Source organism: Acidovorax sp. GW821-FHT10E04 (assembly GCF_059415185.1).
On sequence record NZ_JBWKMT010000006.1, the window covers coordinates 263,214 to 281,938 of the forward strand.

Below are 18,725 nucleotides of genomic sequence, written 5' to 3' on the forward strand. Positions count from 1 at the left end.
CGTTGTATGGCGCTGGAGCATGGCTTGGGGCGTTAGCTCAGTTGGTTAGAGCAGAGGACTCATAATCCTTTGGTCGTTGGTTCAAGTCCAACACGCCCTACCACCCGTCGCTTGCACGGGCGATCATCGCGATTGCAGCCATTTTTCTTGTCGCAGTGCACTCCTTTTCTCTTTGGAGTCTCTGGAGTGCATTACAATCCTGGCTTGCGTTGAATTGAGTGTCTGATTGAGCTTGCCTTCAAGGCAGGAACAAGCAGAAAAATCTGATTTCAAGGGTCGCCAAGAAATCATGCTATAATTCAAAGCTTAGCGGCTGTAGCTCAGCTGGATAGAGTACTTGGCTACGAACCAAGGGGTCGTGGGTTCGATTCCTGCCAGCCGCACCAATGTTTAAAGCCTGCAATCGAAAGATTGCAGGCTTTTTCATTTGTCCAGAGCGCTTTGCGCTGATCGGGAGATGTGGCTATGAGCAAGGCTTTTACCAAAGAAACCGACGGTGGCGACGAAGATGAATTGGCGCTGCCTCCGCTGCCTGCGGGTGGCAAGAACTACATCACTCCCGCTGGCTATGCCCGCCTGCGGGATGAGCTGCTTGACCTGATCGACAACGAGCGTCCCAAGATCGTGGACGTCGTGCATTGGGCCGCCAGCAACGGCGATCGCTCCGAAAACGGCGACTACCTGTATGGCAAGAAGCGTTTGCGCGAAATCGACCGGCGCATCCGGTTCCTGACCCAGCGGCTGGAAATTGCTGAAGTGGTGGACCCCAGCCTTCACGCTGGAAGTGACCAGGTGTTTTTCGGGGCCACGGTGACCTATGTGGATGATGAGGCCGTGGAGCGCACCATCACCATCATGGGCATCGATGAGGCGGACAGCCACGAGTCGCAGGTGAGCTGGATTTCTCCGGTCGCCCGCGCATTGCTCAAGGCCCGTGTCGGTGATGAGGTGCAACTGCCCACGCCGGGCGGTGTCCGCAATCTGGAGGTGGTGGAGGTGAGATACCCGCCGCGAGCCGGGTAGCAGCCAACCGCGCAGCAACGCAGCCGAAGCCGAGTGGCTGGTGGGGCCTCCAGGCCAGCTGGATTTCCTACGCCTGTGGCGTGATCCTGGCGGCGCGAATGACTGCCTGGGTGCGGCGCAGGTTTTTCAGCGCCAGTTCCAGGTGTGCCTGGTCGCGCACGGCAACGATAAACCGCAGGTCGGTGGTGTCGAGCGCGGCCTCGTCATCCATGTCGACATGGGTGATATCCGCTTCTGAATTTGCCAGTTCCGCGGCCACGCGGGCCAGGACACCCTTGCCGTTGGTGACGGTGACCACGACCCCTGTTTCAAACATGCGGGTGGGCTCGTCGGACCAATCCACCGCGATGAAGCGTTCGCTGTCCTTGTGCTGCAGGCGCTTGGCCACCGTGCAGTGCACGTTGTGGACGACCAGCCCTTCGCCCCGGCCGAGATAGCCGACGATGCTGTCGCCGGGCACGGGCCTGCAGCAGGTGGCGTATTGCACCGACGCGTTTTCGCTGCCGTCGAGCGTGACGGCCCCCTGGGACAGCGTTTCATGCGAGGTATAGCGCTCGCGGGTCATGAGCAGCGCGTCGGGGCGGTGGCCATGCTCGGACATCAGCACCATGAGCCGTTTTGCGACGATGCTGGCGATGCGCTTGCCAAGGCCCAGGTCCGTCATCAGTTCGCTGCGGGTGCGGTTGCCGGTGAAGCGCAGCAGCTTCTCCCACATCGGCTGGGTTTCCGCGTCCAGCGGTGGCAGTTGTTCAAGGCCTTCGGCGCGGATGGCCTGTGTCAGCAGCTTTTCCCCCAGCCCTTCCGATTCGGTCTGCGCCAGGGTTTTCAGATAGTGCCGGATCTTGGAGCGCGCCCGGCCGGTGCGCACAAAGCCCAGCCAGGCCGGATTGGGGGTGGAGACGGGCGCGGTGATGATTTCCACCACGTCGCCGTTCTTGAGCTCGGTGCGCAGCGGCACCTGCTCGTTGTTGATCTTGGCGGCGGTGGTGCGGTCGCCCACGTTGCTGTGGATGGCGTAGGCAAAGTCCACCACCGTCGCGCCGCGGGGCAGGGCCATGATCTGGCTCTTGGGGGTGAACACGTACACGGCGTCGGGGAACAGGTCCACCTTCACGTGGTCCCAGAACTCGGCGGCATCGCGGGTTTCGTTCTGGATGTCGAGCAGCGATTGCAGCCATTTGGTGCCCAGGCGTTCGGCAGACGTGCCGTCGCCATCCTGTGCCTTGTACAGCCAATGCGCCGCCACGCCGGCCTCGGCGATCACGTGCATTTCGTCCGTGCGCATCTGGAACTCGATGTTCACGCCCGAAGGGCCGACAAGGGTGGTGTGCAGCGACTGGTAGCCGTTGAGCTTGGCGATCGCAATGTGGTCCTTGAACTTGCCGGGCACGGGCTTGTACATCTGGTGCAGCACGCCCAATGCGGTGTAGCAGTCCGTTACCGTGGGCACGATCACCCGGAAGCCGTAGATGTCCGTGACCTGGGCAAAGCTCAGGTGCTTGAGGTCCATCTTCTGGTAGATGGCGTACAAGGTCTTTTCCCGGCCGGCCAGGCGAACCTTCATGCCGATTTTCGAGAAGGCGGTATCCACCTCGGCCTGCACCTTCTGCACCAGGTCGCGCCGGCGGTTGCGCGATTTGTTGACGGCCTTGGACAGCGTGGCATACCGCCACGGATGCAGATGCCGGAATGCCAGGTCCTGCAATTCACGGTAGGTCTGGTTGAGCCCCAGGCGGTGGGCGATGGGGGCGTAGATCTCCAGCGTTTCGGATGAGATGCGGCCCCATTTGCTGCGCGGCATGTCGGACAGCGTGCGCATGTTGTGGGTGCGGTCCGCCAGCTTGATCAGGATGACCCGCACGTCGCGCGCCATCGCCAGCAGCATCTTGCGGAAGGACTCCGCCTGGTTTTCCTCGCGGGTGTTGAACTGCAGCTTGTCGAGCTTGGTCAGGCCGTCCACCAGCTCGGCCACGGGGGCCCCAAAGCGGTCGATCAGGTCGGCCTTGGTGACGCCGCAATCTTCCATGGCATCGTGGAGCAGGGCCGCCATCAGCGCCTGTGCATCGAGCTTCCAGGTGGCGCACTGGGCCGCCACGGCGATGGGGTGGGTGATGTAGGGCTCGCCGCTGTTGCGCAACTGGCCCAGATGGGCCTCGTCCGCGAACCGGTAGGCCTGGCGCACCTGCTCGATGCTGCCGGCGTCCAGGTAGTCCAGGCTGTCCGTCAGCGCGGCAAAGCTGGCCGCAGCGGCATTGGCGGCCGCTGCGGCTGCCGAAAGGGTGCCCGCCGTTGGCGATTCGCCAAACCGGGGCTGCGTTGCAGAAGGTGAGTTGAGCACCGCGTTCATGCCTTAAATGTAGCGCGGGAGCGCATCAGACGACTTCTGGGCAAAAAAAAGCACCGCTGCCGCGGTGCTCTTTAGGGACTTCGCCCGGGAAAATGCTCAACCAGGAACCTTCTTGAGCATTTCCAGGCCAACCTTGCCTTCGGCGATTTCGCGCAAGGCAGTCACGGCGGGCTTGTTGCGGCTTTCGATGCGGGGGGCGTGGCCTTGGCTCAGCATGCGGGCACGGTACGTGGCGGCCAACACGAGCTGGAAGCGGTTGGGGATCTTTTCCAGACAGTCTTCTACGGTGATGCGTGCCATCGGTTTACTCCGGATTCAGGTGATATTGAGCGACTGGAAGGTGTCAGCACGGGCGCGGCGCTGGGCGGCGTACTTGAGTCGCTGGGCGTGAACTACGGCTTTCAGGTCGAAAAGCGCGCGCTCAAACAACTCATTGATTATAACGAAGTCGAATTTGCTGACTTGCGCCATCTCGATGGCCGCGTTCTTGAGGCGGACTTCGATGACATCGGGAGAGTCTTCGCCCCGCCGTTCCAGGCGCGAGCGCAGTTCTTCCCAGCTGGGAGGCAGGATGAACACCAGGATGGCGTTGGCAAATGCCTGCTTGATCTGCAGGGCGCCCTGGAAATCGATCTCCAGGATCACGTCCGAGCCCTGGGCAATCCGCTCCTCGATGGCTTTCTTGGAGGTGCCGTAGCGGTTGCCGTGCACATGCGCCCACTCCACGAAGGCATTGCCCTCCACCATGGCGTCGAATTCGGACTGCGAGGCGAAGTAATAGTCGCGGCCGTGTTTTTCCTGGCCGCGTGGCGCGCGGGTGGTGTGGGAGATGGACAGGTGGACGTGGGAGTCCAGCTCCAGCAGGGCCTTGACGAGGCTGGATTTGCCAGCCCCGCTGGGGGCTGCAACTACGATGAGATTTCCGGGGTAGTCCATAGTTGATGTGCGCTGCGCGCTATCAAAAAATGAGTATTACTCGATATTTTGCACTTGCTCGCGCATCTGCTCGATCAGCACTTTCATGTCCACGCTGATGCGTGTGAGGTCAAGCGCGGCAGACTTGGAGCCCAGCGTATTGGCCTCGCGGTGCAGTTCCTGGATCAGGAAGTCCAGCCGCTTGCCCACTTCGCCGCCCTTCTTGAGCAGGCGTTCGATTTCGTCCAGGTGGGAGTCCAGCCGGGTGATTTCCTCGGCCACGTCGATACGGATGGCAAAGGCGGTGGCTTCTGTCAGGGCGCGGTCGCGGGCGGCCTCGGGCAGGGTGGCGCCATCGGTCAGGGCCATGGCCTCCTTCCAGCGCTCCATGAAGCGCAGCCGCTGCTGCTCGACCAACAGGGGCACCATGGGGACGGCCTGTTCCGCCAGGGCGCGCAGCTGCTTGACCCTGTCCAGAAGCATGGTGGCCAGGCGCTTGCCCTCCCGCTCGCGGGCGGCCATGAGCGCGGTCAGCGCTTCTTCCGCGAGGGCGGGCACGGCTTCGCTCCAGTCCTCGGAGCCCGACGGGGCGTTGGCGCACAGGCGCAGGGCATCGGCCACCGTGAGGGGGGCGGCAGTGGGCAGCCATGCCTTGACGGAGTCTTGCAGCGAGTTGAGCCGCTGCAGCAGCCGCGCGGGCGGATCCTGCAGGGTGTTGCTTTCCTCGTTCTCCAGGGCGGCCCGGACCTCGACCTTGCCCCGCTTGAGCCGGGCGGTCAGCAGGCTGCGCAGCGCGGGCTCCATGGCGCGCAGTTCATCGGGCAGGCGGAACGACAGGTCCAGGAAGCGGCTGTTGACCGACCGGATTTCCAGCCCCAGCCTGCGCGATTGGGACGCGCGGGCCTCGGTTTCTGCGCCAGTGGCGGACGCGCCGTGCTGTGCGCTGGCGTATCCGGTCATGCTGTAAACTGGCATTGGACTTTTTGATGGTTGCTTGCGATCCGGCGATTATCCGGGTTCCGCTCTACCCCCGAGTCATCTTCGCAAAATATGTCAAAAATCAAGCCGGCTCCCTTGCCGCCCGACACCGCCATTGGTGGATACCGCGTGGTTCGCAGGGTGTCCTCCGGGGGCTTTGGCGTGGTCTACCTCGCCACGGACAGCGAAGGACAGCAGGTCGCCATCAAGGAATACCTTCCGTCGTCCCTGGCGACGCGCGCGCCTGGCGAATTGCTGCCCAAGGTGCCGTCCGAGAAACTCTCGCTCTACCGCCTGGGGCTCAAGAGCTTTTTTGAAGAAGGGCGCTCGCTGGCCCAGATCTCGCACGCCTCCGTGGTGAGCGTGCTCAATTTCTTTCGCGAGAACGAAACCGTCTACATGGTGATGAACTACCTGGAGGGCGCGACCCTGCAGGACTTCATCATCACCGCGCGTGACCTCAAGACGCAGAAGGTGTTCCGCGAGTCGACCATCCGCTCTCTGTTCGACGAGGTGCTGCGCGGCCTGCGCATCGTGCACCAGCACAAGATGCTGCACCTCGACATCAAGCCGGCCAACATCTTCATCACCGACGACAACAAGGCCGTGATGATCGACTTCGGCGCCGCGCGCGAGGTGCTGTCCAAGGAGGGCAACTTCATCCGCCCCATGTACACGCCCGGCTTTGCCGCGCCCGAGATGTACCGGCGCGACTCGTCCATGGGCCCGTGGACCGACATCTATGCCATCGGTGCCTGCATCTACGCCTGCATGCAGGGCTTTCCTCCCAACGAGGCGCCCCAGCGCATCGAAAAAGACCGCCTGTCGCTGGCGCTGACCAAACTGCGCGGCGTGTACTCCGACAACCTCATCGAGGTGGTGGAGTGGTGCATGGCGCTGGACCCGCTGTCGCGCCCGCAGTCGGTGTTCGCGCTGCAAAAAGAGCTCAGCCGCGAGGGCGAGCGCCGCTACACCAAGCTCACGGTGGCCGAGAAGATGCGCCTGCAACTGGACACCCTGGTGTCCGACACCAAGAAGAACGTGCAAAAGGTGGGTGAAGCCACCGGTATCGGAGCCAAACCCAAATGAAAACGACCCACGCGAAGCGGGTTGGGGCGGGGCGCCTGTTCATTAACGATGCCGTGGTGCATCCTTGTTTGCGTGGGTCACTATGAAGTTCTCGGTTTTCCAGATCAGCCGCCGTGGCGGCCGCGAGAAGAACGAAGACCGCATGGGCTATTGCTACACGCGCGAATCGGGCCTGTTCGTGCTGGCCGACGGCATGGGCGGCCACCCCGAAGGTGAAGTGGCCGCGCAGATCGCGCTGCAGACCATCTCGGCGCTGTTCCAGCGCCAGGCCAAGCCCCAGCTCAAGGACGTGCAGGAATTTCTTTCGGGCGCACTGCTGGCCGCGCACCACCAGATCCTGCGCTATGCCACCGACAAGGGCATGCTCGACACGCCCCGCACCACGCTGGTGGCGGCCGTGCTGCAGGCTGGCACGGCCACCTGGATCCACTGCGGCGATTCGCGCCTGTACATGGTGCGCGACGGCGACCTGCTCACCCGCACGCGCGACCATTCGTACATGGAGCTGCGCAATTCGCCCCCGCCGGGGCTCGAGCGCATCAACCGCAATGTGCTGTTCACCTGCCTGGGCTCGCCGACCAAACCCATCTACGACATCACGGGCCCGGTGTACCTGGAGCAGGGCGACCGCATCCTGCTGTGCTCGGACGGCCTGTGGGGCACGCTCAGCGACGAGGAAATCGCCAAGCAGCTCGCCCGCAATGCGGTGTCGCACGCGGTGCCCGAGCTGGTGGAGGATGCCCTGCGCAAGGCGGGCGACAGCAGCGACAACGTCACGGTGGTGGCGATGGAATGGGAAACCCCCGACGCGTTCGAGTCCACCCAGGGCGTCTCGACAGACAGCATCAGCGACGACGTGTTTGCGTCCACCATCCAGGCGGGCCCGCTCGACGGGCTGGTGGATGACCTGGACGACGCCGCCATTGAGCGGTCCATCGCCGAAATCAACGAAGCCATACGCCGCTCTGCCGCCCGCAAGGCGTGAGTTCCCGGCCGGCCAGGCGCCGATGGATCTGGCGGCCTGAGTTTTTGGGGCGCGGGAGTGTGTCCCTGCACGCAGGTCCTTCACTCCTCCGCCTTGTGTTTTTTTACGAGCCACCCACACCATGACACCCTTTGTCCGTACCGGCGGCCGCGCCGCCGACCAGTTGCGCACCGTGCGCATCACCCGCCACTACACCATGCATGCCGAGGGCTCGGTGCTCATCGAATTTGGCAACACCAAGGTGCTGTGCACCGCGTCGGTGGAGGAGCGGGTGCCGCCCCACAAGCGGGGCAGCGGAGAAGGCTGGGTGACGGCCGAGTACGGCATGCTGCCGCGCGCCACCCACACCCGCAACGACCGCGAGGCCGCGCGGGGCAAGCAAAATGGCCGCACGCAGGAGATCCAGCGTCTCATCGGCCGCTCGCTGCGCGCCGTGTTCGACCTGAAGCTGCTGGGAGAGCGCACTCTCCAGCTCGACTGCGACGTGATCCAGGCCGACGGCGGCACGCGCACCGCGGCCATCACCGGCGCCTGGGTGGCGGCGCAGGACGCGGTCAACCAGCTGCTTGCCAGCGGCAAGATCGCCCAGTCGCCGCTGGTGCAGCCCGTGGCCGCCATTTCGGTGGGCATGGTTCAGGGCACGCCGCTGCTCGACCTGGAGTACGTCGAAGACGTGGACTGCGACACCGACATGAACATCGTGATGACCGGCGCTGGCCATTTCGTGGAAGTGCAGGGCACGGCCGAGGGCGTGGCCTTTACCCGCGCGGAGATGGACCAGCTGCTGGCGCTGGCGGAAAAGGGCATTGCAGAGCTGGTGCAGCTGCAGCAGCGGTCGCTTCTGGAAACCCCATGACAGGAATACTCATTTATTGATAGCTGCTAGCGCTTGATAGATAAGCGCCAGAGGCCATTTTTACCTATGAAAATTGTTCTCGCATCCAACAACCGCGGCAAGCTGGCGGAGCTGCAGGCCATGTTCGAGCCGCTGGGCGTGGAACTGGTGCGCCAGGCCGATCTCGGCGTGGGCGAGGCCGAAGAGCCTTTTCGCACCTTTGTCGAGAACGCCCTGGCCAAGGCCCGCTTCGCCTCGGCGCACACGGGCCTGCCTGCATTGGCGGACGACGCCGGCATGTGTGTGGACGCCTTTGGCGGCCTGCCGGGAGTCGATACCGCCTACTACTGCACCCAGTTCGGCTACGAGAAGAGTGACGACAACAATGTGCGGGCCCTGCTGGAGCAACTGCAGGGCGTGGCCAACCGCCGCGCGGCAATGGTCAGCACCCTGGTCGCTGTGCGCAGCCCGCAGGACCCGGAGCCGCTGATTGCGGTGGGCCGCGTGGTGGGCGAGATCACCACGGCCCCCCGGGGCAGCAACGGTTTTGGCTTCGACCCCGTGATGTTCATCCCTGAATTCGGCAAGACCTTCGCCGAGCTGCCCGTGGAGGTGAAGAACGCCCACAGCCACCGGGGCCGTTCTGCCGCGCAGATGCTGGCGCTGATGCGCGAGCGCTGGCTGGCATGAAGTTCCCCCTGAGTCGCTTCGCGCCTTCCCCCCAAAGGGGGACACCGCCAGCGCACGCAAGTGAAACGCAGCTGCGCCGCCTGGGAGGCCCTTGCGCGGCGGTCGTGCGCGCGACAGCTCCCGCTGCAGGCGGGTACCGCGGCGCGAGCGCTATGAACCTTTGAGGCTTGCAATGGCTATTCCCATCATTCCTGCTGCTGCTGATGCGCCCGCCGTGGTGCGCGACATCCAGCACTACATGCGGCCCGGCCTGCTGCAATTGCCCAGCCTGCCTCCACTGTCCTTGTATGTGCACCTGCCCTGGTGCCTGAAGAAATGCCCGTACTGCGACTTCAACTCGCATGAGTACCGCGAGGCCGCCGGTGATCCGGGAGAGGGCGGTTTGCCCGAGCAACGCTACATCGACGCGTTGATGGCCGACCTGGAGGCGGCGCTGCCGCTGATCTGGGGCCGCACGGTGCACAGCATCTTCATCGGCGGGGGCACGCCCAGCCTGTTCTCGCCCGCAGCCATTGATCGGCTCATCGGCGACATCCGCGCCCGCCTGCGGCTGGAGGCCGATTGCGAGATCACCCTCGAGGCCAACCCCGGCACCTTCGAAAAAGACCGCTTCCGAGCGTTCCGTGCAGCGGGCGTCACGCGCCTGTCGGTGGGGGTGCAGAGTTTCAACGACCGGCACCTCCAGGCCCTGGGCCGGGTGCATGACCGCGCCCAGGCCCTGGCGGCGGTGGAGGAGGCTGCCCAGGCCTTCGACACGTTCAACCTCGACATCATGTACGCGCTGCCGGGGCAAACGCTGCAAGAGCTGGAGCAGGACATGCAGACGGCGCTGGCCCTGAAACCGCCGCACATCTCCATCTACCACCTGACCATCGAGCCCAACACCTACTTCGCGAAGTTTCCGCCGGCCGTGCCCGAGGATGACCAGGCCTATGCGATGCTGGACCGCATCACGGAGATGACCGGGCAGGCGGGGCTGGGGCGCTATGAAATCTCGGCCTACGCCCGGGCGGGGCACCAGTGTTTTCACAACACCAACTACTGGCAGTTCGGCGACTATCTGGGCATTGGCGCGGGCGCGCACAGCAAGCTGAGCTTTGCGCACCGCGTGGTGCGCCAGGTGCGCTTTCGCGATCCGGGCCGCTATATGGACAACGCCCTGGCCGGCCGCGCCGTGGCCCAGGATGACGAGGTGCGCCGCGCCGACCTGCCGTTCGAATTCATGCTCAATGCCTTGCGGCTGCGCGAGGGCTTTGCGCTGCAGGACTTCATGGCCCGCACCGGCCTGCCCGTCACCGCCATCGCCAAAGGCCTGGAGGCGGCCGAGCGCAAGGGCTTGATCGAACGCGACATGGCCCGCGTGCGCCCGACGGAGCGGGGCTTTGATTTCCTGAGCGACCTGCAGGAACTCTTTCTGGCCGACTGAAGGATCGCGGGCGCCCGCCGCGTGCCCGGTGTCGCGGGCCGGGTCAGCCGCAGCGCACGGCGATGATGCGCCCGTTGGCATCCACCTCCAGGTTCAGGCGCTGCGCATCAAACTCCTTGGTGATCATCTGCCCCGGCCGCAGGATGCGGGCCAGTTGCGCGCCCGATCGGGCGCGTGCGGACTCCATGACCGAGGAGGTGCTGTTCTGCCCCACCGCGAACTGCGCGGGCTGGGCGTTGCACACCGCTGCTGGAGGCGCCGCCGGTGGAGGCGTGGCGCTGCCGGGCCCGCTGGAGGAGGACGGGGCGGGTGTCTGGCCATAACCGGAGCAGCCCGTCATGGCGGCAGCCAAGGTCACGCCGCCCACAAGGGCAAGAGAAGCTTTCAACATGTGGATCCTTCGGGTATCGAATCCGCTCACCATACTAGAACCCTCCGCCGGGCGGCGTGTCCGCGCGTAACAACCCGGCCTGCGGGTTTGCACCGGCCCGGTAGCCCCTGCCCGCGGCGGCGCGGACCGCACGCGATGTTGTCCTACAGCTGGCACCAGACGGGTGTTTTAGGATGCGTGCGTCGATACCCTCTCGACATCCCTCCCGCTTGCACAAGCAAGTGTTCAGCCCGCGCACTGCGGGCTTTTTTTGCGTGCTGGCCGGGAGCGCTGAGGGCCTGCGAACCAACGGAGCCGGTCCGGACAGCAGCCGCGAGGGCTTGGTTTCGAGTCAGCGGCCGCGGGGCTTCACCCCTGCCCGCCGCCTGCCGTGCGGCCACGTGCGCAGCCAGAAGTTGGCCGACTTCTCACGGCGTGTTACAAATGTCCGCTCACAGGGGGAATCAATGAAAATCGTCCAATGCGCGGCCATGGCGCTGGTGTTTGCTTGCGGCCATTCACACGCTGCGTACACGCTGAATTTTGTCCAGAGCGGCCCAGATGTCGTCGCCACGGGAAGCGGCAGCATCAACACCTCGGGTGCGACTTTTGCCGGGAACACCATTTCACCGGCGGTGATCATCCCCAATCTTGGAATGGCTCTGGTCGGAACGCCGCCGTCGAGCATCTATGCGATCACCACGCTGGGGCCTGCGGACTATGGGGCGGGCGCAGGCATCCTGTCCTCCAGTACCACCGGTGACGCGGCGGGCATCACTTCGGGGGCGTGGATTGGAGTGCCCGTCGGCTATGTTTCCGGCGCCCCCCTGGCGCCCTCCACAACGACCTGGGCGGGAACCACCATGGCGGCCCTCGGCCTCACCCCGGGCTCCTATACCTGGACCTGGGGGGCTGGGCCCACCGCAGATTCCTTCACCATTGTGGTGGCTTCGACAGCCAGCATTCCCACGCTCAGTGAATGGGCCATGCTCCTCATGTCTGGCCTGCTGGCCGCCGGTGCCCTCGTGGGGCTGCGGCGCCGGCAACGCTGAGCCAGGCTGTTGCACAGCGCAGAGCCCACTCCGGTGGGCTTTTTTTGCGCCCTTCTGCGTGGTGCGAAGGTGCAGGGATGATGGCGTCAAGGACATCGCGGTTCGCACAAGCACCTCGGCCATTGCGCGCGGCCATTCCATTTATTCATCCATCCATCGCAAAGATAAAGGCGAGGATGTAGGACCGCGCCCATAGACGGATGCCGCGCGGTGGCGCAAGCTGGGGGCGGCATCGATGACCGCTGGGGCTGGGTCTCTTCGCTGCAAGCTCAGCAACCCTGCAACCAAGGTCAGACATGAACATCCACATCACCATTGCACAGAAGGTGTCGCAAGAGGCTTTTGAACGTGTGCTGGACGTAATGCGTTGCCTTCAGCAGACCGACGCCAACTTCGACGGCGTTGCCATCGCGGTCACCCGGGGCCCGGTCGAGGAGTTCGTGGTCACCGACACTGTCGACAGCTTGCGCGAGAACCTCCTCCGGCTCGTGGTGGAAGACGCGCTGAAAGGTGGCTTTGTGAATGCGCCGCGCAGCGCGCAGGGTGCCAGGCACGCGATGAATGATTGAACCTTGAGGCGCACTGACCGGATTCGCCAAGGACTCCATGAGCAGCACCATCACGGTTGCAAATTCGATTTCGGACAGCGACTATGCACGGGTTGAGATCCTGGCGCGCCACCTGCAATCCACCACGGGCGACGCGAACTTCAATGGGCGCGCCATCTGGGTGCAGCGCGGCCTCGTCACGGGGGTCACGGACACCAGCGACGACTTGCGCGCAGCACTCTTGATGCTGCTGGTGGACGGCGTGCTGGGCTTCGCCCCGCCGGTTTCCGGGGGGTGATGGATGCCGGGTCGTTGATGAATACCGTTCGGGATGACCGAAGGTGCGCCACCACGGTGCTTGCCATGGCCAGCTTTAGAGAGTTCCGCTTGTGCGGAAAGGCCTGTCGGATGCCCTTCATTGTGATCGGCCACGCGAAGACAAAGAGGTCTCCACTGCGGGGGTGCCATTCTTGCGTTCTGGCGGAGACTGTGAGATTCGAACTCACGGACGGTTGCCCGTCGGCAGTTTTCAAGACTGCTGGTTTAAACCGCTCACCCAAGTCTCCGGGAGGGAAGGCGCGAATTCTAGCCCACGGCGGGCGCGGGTTTTTGCAGCATGCCGCGCGTCTCGATGAACTTCACCACATCGGCCACGCCTGCCAATGTCTTGAGGTTGGTCATCACGAAGGGCTTGAGGCCCTGGGCGTTGGTGCGCATGCGGGTAGTGTCGGCGTGCATGACGTCCAGGTTGGCGCCCACGTGGGGGGCCAGGTCGGTCTTGTTGATGATGAACAGGTCGCTCTTGGTGATGCCGGGGCCGCCCTTGCGGGGGATTTTTTCGCCGGCGGCGACGTCGATGACGTAGATGGTGAGGTCGCTCAGCTCGGGGCTGAAGGTGGCGGCGAGGTTGTCGCCGCCGCTTTCCACGAACACGATGTCGGCATTGGGGAACTCGCCCAGCATGCGGTCGATGGCTTCGAGGTTGATGGAGCAGTCTTCGCGGATGGCGGTGTGGGGGCAGCCTCCGGTCTCCACGCCCAGGATGCGCTCGGGGGGCAGCGCGCCGCTCACGGTCAGCAGGCGCTGGTCTTCCTTGGTGTAGATGTCGTTGGTGATGGCGATGAGGTCGTAGTCGTCGCGCATGGCCTTGCACAGCATTTCCAGCAGCGTGGTCTTGCCGGAGCCTACCGGGCCGCCGATGCCCACGCGCAGGGGGGGCAGTTGCTTGGTACGGTTCGGGATGTGGTGCAGGGTGCTGGTGGTCATGATCGGAAGAGGCGGGAGTATTGGGTTTCGTGCTGGGAACTCAGGATGGCCAGCATGGGAGAAAAGGCCTGGCGCTCGCTGTCCATCAGGCCGATGGCGTAGTCGGCGGCGGGGGGGATGGCATCGGCCAGGCGCGCCAGGATGCGCTGGCCGGCGCTTTGGCCCAGTTGCATGGACTTGAGTGCGGCCTGGACCATGTTTTCGGCCCAGCCAAAGGCGTAGGCCAGCAGCACGTCGCGCACGGGCGCCTGGGTGGTGGAGGCGGCCAGCGCGAATGCCACGGGGTAGGTCGGGGGCAGTGCGGCCAGGTGGCGGATGCTGGGCAGGGTCTCTTCATCGTCCTGGTGCTGGTTGCGCAGCCAGTCGGCCATCGACCGGCCCATCTGCTCGGTCTGCAGCCTCAGTTCGCTGGTTTCGCGGGTGTGCAGCACCCAGTCGTTGAGTTCACGCACATGCGCCCAGTCGGCGCGGCGCCAGGCGCCCACGGCCTTGGCGATCAGGGCCATGTCGCCGCGTGCCTGGGTGATGTGCAACTGGTCCAGCAGCCAGTCGGCCACGGCGGCTTCGCTGGCGATGCCTGCGTTTTCAATCGCGCTTTCCAGCCCCTCGGAATACGAAAAACCGCCCACGGGCAGCGCGGGCGAGGCGAGCCAGATGAGCTGCAGCAGGCTGGCTGCCGGCAGGGGGGCGGGGCGTTCGAGGCGCATGGCGGGGAAGGGGGGGAAGGGGGGTACGCAGCCCGTCAGTGGCTGTGCCCGTGGCTTTCATGGTCATGGTCATGGCCGTGGTTGCAGCCGGGGCCGTGCACATGGCCCTGGGCGACGACCGGGATGGCCACGGGGCGGGCGCGGGCCGGGGCGGCGCCCTGTTCGTGTCCGTGCGCATGGCCGTAACCCTGGCCGGCATCGTGGGAATGCCCATGATCGTGCCCGTGGTCATGGTCATGGCCGCCGTGCCCTGCGGCATAGGCGCCGCCCTCGGGTTCAAACGGCAGGTCCTGCGCTTTGACGATCAAGTGCATGGCGCGCAGCATGTCGGCCAGCACGTGGTCAGGTTCGATCTTGAGGTGATCGGGCTGCAGCTCGATGGGCACATGGCGGTTGCCCAGGTGGTAGGCGGCGCGGGTCAGGTCGAACGGGCTGCCATGGTTGGCGCAGTGTGTGATGACCAGCACGGGCTGCGGCGCCGCGATCACGCGGACCATGGAGCCGTCTTCGGCCACGAGCACATCGCCACCGCGCACCAGCGTGCCGCGCGGCAGGAAGATGCCCAGCTCGCGCCCGGCGGAGTCGGTGGCCGCGAAACGGCTTTTCTGGCGCACGTCCCAGTCCAGCTCGATGGTGGCGGCGCGCTTGACCAGAACGGGAGCAAGGCCTTTGCCTTGGGGGATGAGCTTGGAGGCTTGGATCATGGCGTTTCTTTTCTTTGTTCCAGCGGTAGACCGTGCATTGTCGGCCAGGGGCGCAACCCTGTTGGGCGCCCCCGGTTTACAGCTGACGGGTCATGAAGAAGCTGTAAGGGTCGGGGCCGTAGTCGGCAAAGGGGCCGCACTCGGCAAAGCCGTGCTGGAAATACAGCTGGCGCGCGGGCTCGAAGAAGGGCTGCGGGCCCGTCTCCAGGCTCACGCGGGCAAAGCCGCGCGAGCGGGCCTCGTGGAGCAGGTGGTTCAGCAACTGGCGGGCGATGCCCTGGCCCCGGTGGCGGGCGCTGGTGCGCATGGACTTGAGTTCGGCGTGGGTGGCGTCGAGCTGCTTGAGCGCGCCGGTGCCCACCAGCATGTCGCCCTCCGCGTCAGGCAGCCAGGCGGACCAGAAGGCAATGCCGGGCTGGCGCAGCTGGTCCATCTCCAGGGCATGCACGCTTTCCGGCGGCGACACCGCGTACATGTCCTGCAGGTGTTCCTGCATGAAGGCTTCGATGCGTGGATCGCTCAGGTCGTCCAGGCGGATGTGCAGGTCTTGCAGCACAGCATTCACGGGGCGCGACCTCAGAACAGGAAGTACCGCTGCGCCATGGGCAGCACCGTGGCGGGCTCGCAGGTGAGCAGTTGGCCGTCGGCGCGCACGGTGTAGGTCTGGGCGTCCACTTCCATCTTCGGGGTGTAGCTGTTGTGCACCATGTCGCGCTTGCGGATGCCGCGGATGTTGTGCACGGCGGACAGCGTCTTGCGCAGGCCGAAGCGCTCGCCGATGCCGGCATGCAAGCCTGCCTGCGACACGAAGGTGAGCGATGTCTTGGCAATGGCCCCGCCGAACGCGCCGAACATGGGCCGGTAGTGCACGGGCTGGGGCGTGGGGATGGACGCGTTCGGGTCGCCCATCGCGGCCATGGCGATCAGCCCGCCCTTCAGGATGAGCGCGGGCTTGACCCCGAAGAACGCGGGTTTCCAGATCACGATGTCGGCCCACTTGCCCACCTCCAGCGAGCCCACCTCGTGGCTGATGCCGTGGGCGATGGCCGGGTTGATGGTGTACTTGGCCACGTAGCGCTTGATGCGCGTGTTGTCGCTCCGGGCGGTGTCGCCGGCCAGGCTGCCGCGCTGCACCTTCATCTTGTGCGCGGTCTGCCAGGTGCGCAGGATGACTTCGCCCACGCGGCCCATGGCCTGGCTGTCGCTGGACATCATGCTGATGGCGCCCAGGTCGTGCAGGATGTCCTCGGCGGCGATGGTCTCCTTGCGGATGCGGCTTTCGGCAAAGGCCAGGTCCTCGGCAATGCTGGCATCGAGGTGGTGGCACACCATGAGCATGTCCACATGTTCATCGAGCGTGTTGTGCGTGTAGGGCATGGTGGGGTTGGTGGAGCTGGGCAGGAAGTTGTCCTCGCCCACCACGCGCAGGATGTCCGGCGCGTGGCCGCCACCCGCGCCTTCGGTGTGGAAGGCGCAGATGCCGCGCCCGCCCACGGCGGCGATGGTGTCCTCCACAAAGCCCGATTCGTTGAGCGTGTCGCTGTGGATGGCCACCTGCGTGTCGGTGGCTTCGGCCACGTCCAGGCAGTTGCTGATGGCCGAGGGGGTGGTGCCCCAGTCCTCGTGCAGCTTGAGGCCAATGGCGCCTGCGTTGATCTGCTCATGCAGCGCCTCGGGCAGGCTGGCGTTGCCCTTGCCCAGAAAGCCCAGGTTCATGGGGAAGGCGTCGGCCGCCTGCAGCATGCGCTCCAGGTTGAAGGGGCCGGAGGTGCAGGTGGTGGCCAGCGTGCCCGTGGCGGGGCCGGTGCCGCCGCCCAGCATGGTGGTCACGCCGCTGGCCAGGGCTTCCTCGATCTGCTGCGGGCAGATGAAGTGGATGTGGCTGTCGATGCCGCCCGCGGTGACGATGTTGCCCTCGCAGCTGATGACCTCGGTGCCGGGACCGATGATGATGTCCACGCCCGGCTGGGTGTCGGGGTTGCCCGCATTGCCGATGGCGGCAATGCGGCCTGCCCTGAGTCCGATATCGGCCTTGAAGATGCCGGTGTGATCCACCACCAGGGCGTTGGTCAGCACCGTGTCCACCGCGCCTTGTGCATTGCTGCGCTGGCTTTGCGCCATGCCGTCGCGGATGGTCTTGCCGCCGCCGAACTTCACCTCTTCGCCGTAGCTGCCGGCGCGCAGCGTGTGGTCGGCCTCGACTTCGAGGATGAGTTCGGTATCGGCCAGGCGCACGCGGTCGCCCACGGTGGGGCCGAACATTTCGGCGTAGGCGCGTCGTCCAATGGTTGCCATGGGGTGTGCTCCGCGAGAACTGATGACTATATTTTTGATAGCTGCCAGCGCTTGTTCAACAGGCGCTGGAGGCCGTTTTGGCTTGATATTTCTACAGGGCGCCGTGCGTCAGGCCCTGAAAGCCATACACCCGGCGCTGGCCCGCGTAGTCCACCAGTTCCACGGTGCGCTCCTGGCCAGGCTCGAAGCGCACTGCCGTGCCCGATGCGATGTTCAGCCGCATGCCGCGTGCGGCGGCGCGGTCAAAGCCCAGTGCGTTGTTGGTCTCGGCAAAGTGGTAGTGCGAGCCCACCTGGATGGGGCGGTCGCCGGTGTTGCGCACCACCAGCGTGAGGGTGCGGCGGCCCGTGTTGAGCGGGTGTTCGCCGGGTTCGGTGAAGAGTTCGCCTGGGATCATGGGATGCTCCTGTGGGGCGGATTGGCTCAGGCCATCTGCGCCAGCAGCGCACCACCGAATACTGCCACGCCCGCACCCGCAGCGCGCGCCAGCCACACGTGGCGGTGGCGCAGCGCCCAGCCCGCCGCCAGGCCCGCGCCATGCAGCAGCACGGTGGCGGCCAGCATGCCCGCCAGGGTTTGCCAGGCGCTGTCGCTGCCTGCCAGCTCGTGGCCGTGGGCCACGCCATGGAACACGGCAAACACCCCCACGCCCAGCGCGGCCACCAGGCCGGGAACGCGCAGGCGCGACACGACGAGCAGGCCGGTGGCCAGCAGCGAGGCTGCAATCATCGGTTCCACCGCGGGCAGTGCCACACCCTGCAGGCCCAGCACGGCGCCCGCCAGCAGCATGGCGGCAAAGCCCACGGGGCCCCACAGCAGTTCGCGGCCGGCGCCGCGCGCGGCCAGGGCGCTCCACAGGCCCACGGCCACCATGGCGGCCAGGTGGTCCAGGCCAAAGAATGGGTGGGCAAAGCCGCTCAGAAAACTGCTGTGGATGTGGGTTTCAGCGCCGGTATGGGCAACGGCACTGGTACTGATGGCACTGGCAGCCATGAAGAGAAGAGCGGCTGTGTGGCGGTGTGAGAGTGCGATGCGCATGGGGGCTCCACAGAGAGAAAGAGGGAGAAAAGGGGTCAGACAATCGGCTGGTGCACGGTGACGAGCTTGGTGCCGTCGGGGAAGGTGGCCTCGACCTGGATGTCCGGAATCATCTCGGCGATGCCGTCCATCACGTCCGCGCGGGTCAGCACCGTGCGGCCCTCGCTCATCAGCTGCGCCACGGTCTTGCCGTCGCGGGCACCTTCCATCACGGCGGCGCTGATCAGGGCCATGGCCTCGGGGTAGTTGAGCTTGAGGCCCCGGGCCTTGCGGCGCTCGGCCAGCAGGGCGGCGGTAAAGATCAGCAGCTTGTCTTTTTCGCGAGGCGTCAGTTCCATGTCGTTGTACTCAATGCTGGTGTTGTTGGCTCGCGCGTCAGCCGATGCGGGGTGACCACGAGGGGCGTGCTATGGCGCACGGGGGTGATCTGGCGAGAGCTGTTCCATCATAGGCAGCA

22 protein-coding genes and 3 tRNA genes are annotated in these 18,725 nt (G+C 65.2%); 11 read left to right on the forward strand and 14 right to left on the reverse strand.

All coding sequences use genetic code 11. The features are described from left to right. Window positions 1-26 precede the first annotated feature (26 nt). From AC07OC_RS20270 to greB, 3 genes are all read left to right on the forward strand, one after another. A tRNA-Ile gene (locus AC07OC_RS20270) sits at window positions 27-103 on the forward strand. Window positions 104-309: 206 nt separating this feature from the next. Continuing rightward, window positions 310-386 (forward strand) — tRNA-Arg (locus AC07OC_RS20275). Between the two features lie 79 nt (window positions 387-465). Further along, window positions 466-1,023, forward strand: coding sequence for a transcription elongation factor GreB (gene greB / locus AC07OC_RS20280; protein WP_218341516.1), 558 nt, complete (start codon window positions 466-468; stop codon window positions 1,021-1,023). 67 nt (window positions 1,024-1,090) lie between these two features. Here the strand turns inward: greB and AC07OC_RS20285 are convergent, their stop codons facing one another. The 4 genes from AC07OC_RS20285 to AC07OC_RS20300 all read right to left on the reverse strand — a co-directional run bounded on the left by AC07OC_RS20285 (window position 1,091) and on the right by AC07OC_RS20300 (window position 5,245). Next, entirely contained in the window at window positions 1,091-3,370 is a 2,280-nt protein-coding gene (locus AC07OC_RS20285; protein WP_218293539.1) for a RelA/SpoT family protein, read from the reverse strand. Window positions 3,371-3,466: 96 nt separating this feature from the next. Then, the gene (gene rpoZ, locus AC07OC_RS20290) at window positions 3,467-3,670 is read right to left on the reverse strand and encodes a DNA-directed RNA polymerase subunit omega (RefSeq protein WP_005794722.1); all 204 of its coding nucleotides are present in this window, start codon (window positions 3,668-3,670) and stop codon (window positions 3,467-3,469) included. Window positions 3,671-3,685: 15 nt separating this feature from the next. Then, window positions 3,686-4,306, reverse strand: a complete 621-nt coding sequence (gmk, locus tag AC07OC_RS20295; protein WP_218293540.1) for a guanylate kinase — start codon at window positions 4,304-4,306, stop codon at window positions 3,686-3,688. A 36-nt stretch (window positions 4,307-4,342) separates the two neighbouring features. After that, on the reverse strand, window positions 4,343-5,245 hold the full coding sequence (locus AC07OC_RS20300; RefSeq protein ID WP_304505103.1) for a YicC/YloC family endoribonuclease: 903 nt from the start codon (window positions 5,243-5,245) through the stop codon (window positions 4,343-4,345). A gap of 90 nt (window positions 5,246-5,335) precedes the next feature. On the opposite strand from AC07OC_RS20300, the gene AC07OC_RS20305 reads away from it, so the two are divergent. From AC07OC_RS20305 to hemW, 5 genes are all read left to right on the forward strand, one after another. Then, a complete protein-coding gene (locus AC07OC_RS20305) occupies window positions 5,336-6,352 on the forward strand; it encodes a serine/threonine protein kinase (RefSeq protein WP_218293542.1) in 1,017 nt (338 codons plus the stop codon). Between the two features lie 82 nt (window positions 6,353-6,434). After that, on the forward strand, window positions 6,435-7,337 hold the full coding sequence (locus AC07OC_RS20310; protein WP_218293543.1) for a PP2C family protein-serine/threonine phosphatase: 903 nt from the start codon (window positions 6,435-6,437) through the stop codon (window positions 7,335-7,337). A gap of 121 nt (window positions 7,338-7,458) precedes the next feature. Then, window positions 7,459-8,193, forward strand: coding sequence for a ribonuclease PH (gene rph / locus AC07OC_RS20315; RefSeq protein WP_218341515.1), 735 nt, complete (start codon window positions 7,459-7,461; stop codon window positions 8,191-8,193). Between the two features lie 66 nt (window positions 8,194-8,259). After that, window positions 8,260-8,862: an RdgB/HAM1 family non-canonical purine NTP pyrophosphatase gene (rdgB, locus tag AC07OC_RS20320; protein ID WP_218341514.1), complete on the forward strand. Its 603-nt coding sequence runs from the start codon at window positions 8,260-8,262 to the stop codon at window positions 8,860-8,862. 172 nt (window positions 8,863-9,034) lie between these two features. Then, a complete protein-coding gene (gene hemW, locus AC07OC_RS20325) occupies window positions 9,035-10,288 on the forward strand; it encodes a radical SAM family heme chaperone HemW (RefSeq protein ID WP_494602047.1) in 1,254 nt (417 codons plus the stop codon). A 43-nt stretch (window positions 10,289-10,331) separates the two neighbouring features. Here the strand turns inward: hemW and AC07OC_RS20330 are convergent, their stop codons facing one another. After that, window positions 10,332-10,679 carry an I78 family peptidase inhibitor gene (locus AC07OC_RS20330; protein WP_492254717.1) on the reverse strand — a complete coding sequence of 116 codons (348 nt, stop codon included), beginning with the start codon at window positions 10,677-10,679 and terminating at the stop codon, window positions 10,332-10,334. 446 nt (window positions 10,680-11,125) lie between these two features. On the opposite strand from AC07OC_RS20330, the gene AC07OC_RS20335 reads away from it, so the two are divergent. The 3 genes from AC07OC_RS20335 to AC07OC_RS20345 all read left to right on the forward strand — a co-directional run bounded on the left by AC07OC_RS20335 (window position 11,126) and on the right by AC07OC_RS20345 (window position 12,556). Continuing rightward, window positions 11,126-11,710, forward strand: a complete 585-nt coding sequence (locus AC07OC_RS20335) for an IPTL-CTERM sorting domain-containing protein (RefSeq protein ID WP_494598539.1) — start codon at window positions 11,126-11,128, stop codon at window positions 11,708-11,710. A gap of 296 nt (window positions 11,711-12,006) precedes the next feature. Continuing rightward, complete coding sequence (locus AC07OC_RS20340) at window positions 12,007-12,279, forward strand: hypothetical protein (protein WP_494602049.1); 273 nt, start codon at window positions 12,007-12,009, stop codon at window positions 12,277-12,279. Window positions 12,280-12,316: 37 nt separating this feature from the next. Continuing rightward, on the forward strand, window positions 12,317-12,556 hold the full coding sequence (locus tag AC07OC_RS20345; RefSeq protein WP_218293550.1) for a hypothetical protein: 240 nt from the start codon (window positions 12,317-12,319) through the stop codon (window positions 12,554-12,556). Between the two features lie 180 nt (window positions 12,557-12,736). Here the strand turns inward: AC07OC_RS20345 and AC07OC_RS20350 are convergent. The 9 genes from AC07OC_RS20350 to AC07OC_RS20390 form a co-directional block, all read right to left on the reverse strand. Further along, window positions 12,737-12,824 (reverse strand) — tRNA-Ser (locus tag AC07OC_RS20350). 19 nt (window positions 12,825-12,843) lie between these two features. After that, on the reverse strand, window positions 12,844-13,524 hold the full coding sequence (ureG, locus tag AC07OC_RS20355) for an urease accessory protein UreG (RefSeq protein ID WP_218293566.1): 681 nt from the start codon (window positions 13,522-13,524) through the stop codon (window positions 12,844-12,846). After that, window positions 13,521-14,231, reverse strand: a complete 711-nt coding sequence (locus AC07OC_RS20360; protein WP_218341498.1) for an urease accessory protein UreF — start codon at window positions 14,229-14,231, stop codon at window positions 13,521-13,523. Before AC07OC_RS20360 ends, ureG begins: the two co-directional genes overlap by 4 nt. Window positions 14,232-14,266: 35 nt before the next feature. Beyond that, window positions 14,267-14,935 (reverse strand): urease accessory protein UreE, encoded by a 669-nt coding sequence (gene ureE, locus AC07OC_RS20365; protein ID WP_218341497.1) that lies wholly within the window; start codon window positions 14,933-14,935, stop codon window positions 14,267-14,269. A 76-nt stretch (window positions 14,936-15,011) separates the two neighbouring features. Next, window positions 15,012-15,500: a GNAT family N-acetyltransferase gene (locus AC07OC_RS20370; RefSeq protein WP_370627868.1), complete on the reverse strand. Its 489-nt coding sequence runs from the start codon at window positions 15,498-15,500 to the stop codon at window positions 15,012-15,014. Window positions 15,501-15,511: 11 nt separating this feature from the next. Continuing rightward, window positions 15,512-17,230 (reverse strand): urease subunit alpha, encoded by a 1,719-nt coding sequence (ureC, locus tag AC07OC_RS20375; RefSeq protein ID WP_494602052.1) that lies wholly within the window; start codon window positions 17,228-17,230, stop codon window positions 15,512-15,514. Window positions 17,231-17,321: 91 nt separating this feature from the next. Next, window positions 17,322-17,627, reverse strand: a complete 306-nt coding sequence (locus AC07OC_RS20380) for an urease subunit beta (protein ID WP_218341495.1) — start codon at window positions 17,625-17,627, stop codon at window positions 17,322-17,324. 26 nt (window positions 17,628-17,653) lie between these two features. After that, the gene (locus tag AC07OC_RS20385) at window positions 17,654-18,268 is read right to left on the reverse strand and encodes a HupE/UreJ family protein (protein ID WP_218341494.1); all 615 of its coding nucleotides are present in this window, start codon (window positions 18,266-18,268) and stop codon (window positions 17,654-17,656) included. A gap of 35 nt (window positions 18,269-18,303) precedes the next feature. Then, the gene (locus AC07OC_RS20390) at window positions 18,304-18,606 is read right to left on the reverse strand and encodes an urease subunit gamma (RefSeq protein ID WP_055399013.1); all 303 of its coding nucleotides are present in this window, start codon (window positions 18,604-18,606) and stop codon (window positions 18,304-18,306) included. Between the last annotated feature and the right edge of the window lie 119 nt (window positions 18,607-18,725).

What these genes read in the sequence shown, in the direction of transcription:
- greB (WP_218341516.1), top strand. Translation starts at nt 466, where the DNA reads ATGAGCAAGGCTTTTACCAAAGAAACCGACGGTGGCGACGAAGATGAA.
- AC07OC_RS20285 (WP_218293539.1), bottom strand. Translation starts at nt 3,370, where the DNA reads ATGAACGCGGTGCTCAACTCACCTTCTGCAACGCAGCCCCGGTTTGGC.
- rpoZ (WP_005794722.1), bottom strand. Translation starts at nt 3,670, where the DNA reads ATGGCACGCATCACCGTAGAAGACTGTCTGGAAAAGATCCCCAACCGC.
- gmk (WP_218293540.1), bottom strand. Translation starts at nt 4,306, where the DNA reads ATGGACTACCCCGGAAATCTCATCGTAGTTGCAGCCCCCAGCGGGGCT.
- AC07OC_RS20300 (WP_304505103.1), bottom strand. Translation starts at nt 5,245, where the DNA reads ATGACCGGATACGCCAGCGCACAGCACGGCGCGTCCGCCACTGGCGCA.
- AC07OC_RS20305 (WP_218293542.1), top strand. Translation starts at nt 5,336, where the DNA reads ATGTCAAAAATCAAGCCGGCTCCCTTGCCGCCCGACACCGCCATTGGT.
- AC07OC_RS20310 (WP_218293543.1), top strand. Translation starts at nt 6,435, where the DNA reads ATGAAGTTCTCGGTTTTCCAGATCAGCCGCCGTGGCGGCCGCGAGAAG.
- rph (WP_218341515.1), top strand. Translation starts at nt 7,459, where the DNA reads ATGACACCCTTTGTCCGTACCGGCGGCCGCGCCGCCGACCAGTTGCGC.
- rdgB (WP_218341514.1), top strand. Translation starts at nt 8,260, where the DNA reads ATGAAAATTGTTCTCGCATCCAACAACCGCGGCAAGCTGGCGGAGCTG.
- hemW (WP_494602047.1), top strand. Translation starts at nt 9,035, where the DNA reads ATGGCTATTCCCATCATTCCTGCTGCTGCTGATGCGCCCGCCGTGGTG.
- AC07OC_RS20330 (WP_492254717.1), bottom strand. Translation starts at nt 10,679, where the DNA reads ATGTTGAAAGCTTCTCTTGCCCTTGTGGGCGGCGTGACCTTGGCTGCC.
- AC07OC_RS20335 (WP_494598539.1), top strand. Translation starts at nt 11,126, where the DNA reads ATGAAAATCGTCCAATGCGCGGCCATGGCGCTGGTGTTTGCTTGCGGC.
- AC07OC_RS20340 (WP_494602049.1), top strand. Translation starts at nt 12,007, where the DNA reads ATGAACATCCACATCACCATTGCACAGAAGGTGTCGCAAGAGGCTTTT.
- AC07OC_RS20345 (WP_218293550.1), top strand. Translation starts at nt 12,317, where the DNA reads ATGAGCAGCACCATCACGGTTGCAAATTCGATTTCGGACAGCGACTAT.
- ureG (WP_218293566.1), bottom strand. Translation starts at nt 13,524, where the DNA reads ATGACCACCAGCACCCTGCACCACATCCCGAACCGTACCAAGCAACTG.
- AC07OC_RS20360 (WP_218341498.1), bottom strand. Translation starts at nt 14,231, where the DNA reads ATGCGCCTCGAACGCCCCGCCCCCCTGCCGGCAGCCAGCCTGCTGCAG.
- ureE (WP_218341497.1), bottom strand. Translation starts at nt 14,935, where the DNA reads ATGATCCAAGCCTCCAAGCTCATCCCCCAAGGCAAAGGCCTTGCTCCC.
- ureC (WP_494602052.1), bottom strand. Translation starts at nt 17,230, where the DNA reads ATGGCAACCATTGGACGACGCGCCTACGCCGAAATGTTCGGCCCCACC.
- AC07OC_RS20380 (WP_218341495.1), bottom strand. Translation starts at nt 17,627, where the DNA reads ATGATCCCAGGCGAACTCTTCACCGAACCCGGCGAACACCCGCTCAAC.
- AC07OC_RS20385 (WP_218341494.1), bottom strand. Translation starts at nt 18,268, where the DNA reads ATGCGCATCGCACTCTCACACCGCCACACAGCCGCTCTTCTCTTCATG.
- AC07OC_RS20390 (WP_055399013.1), bottom strand. Translation starts at nt 18,606, where the DNA reads ATGGAACTGACGCCTCGCGAAAAAGACAAGCTGCTGATCTTTACCGCC.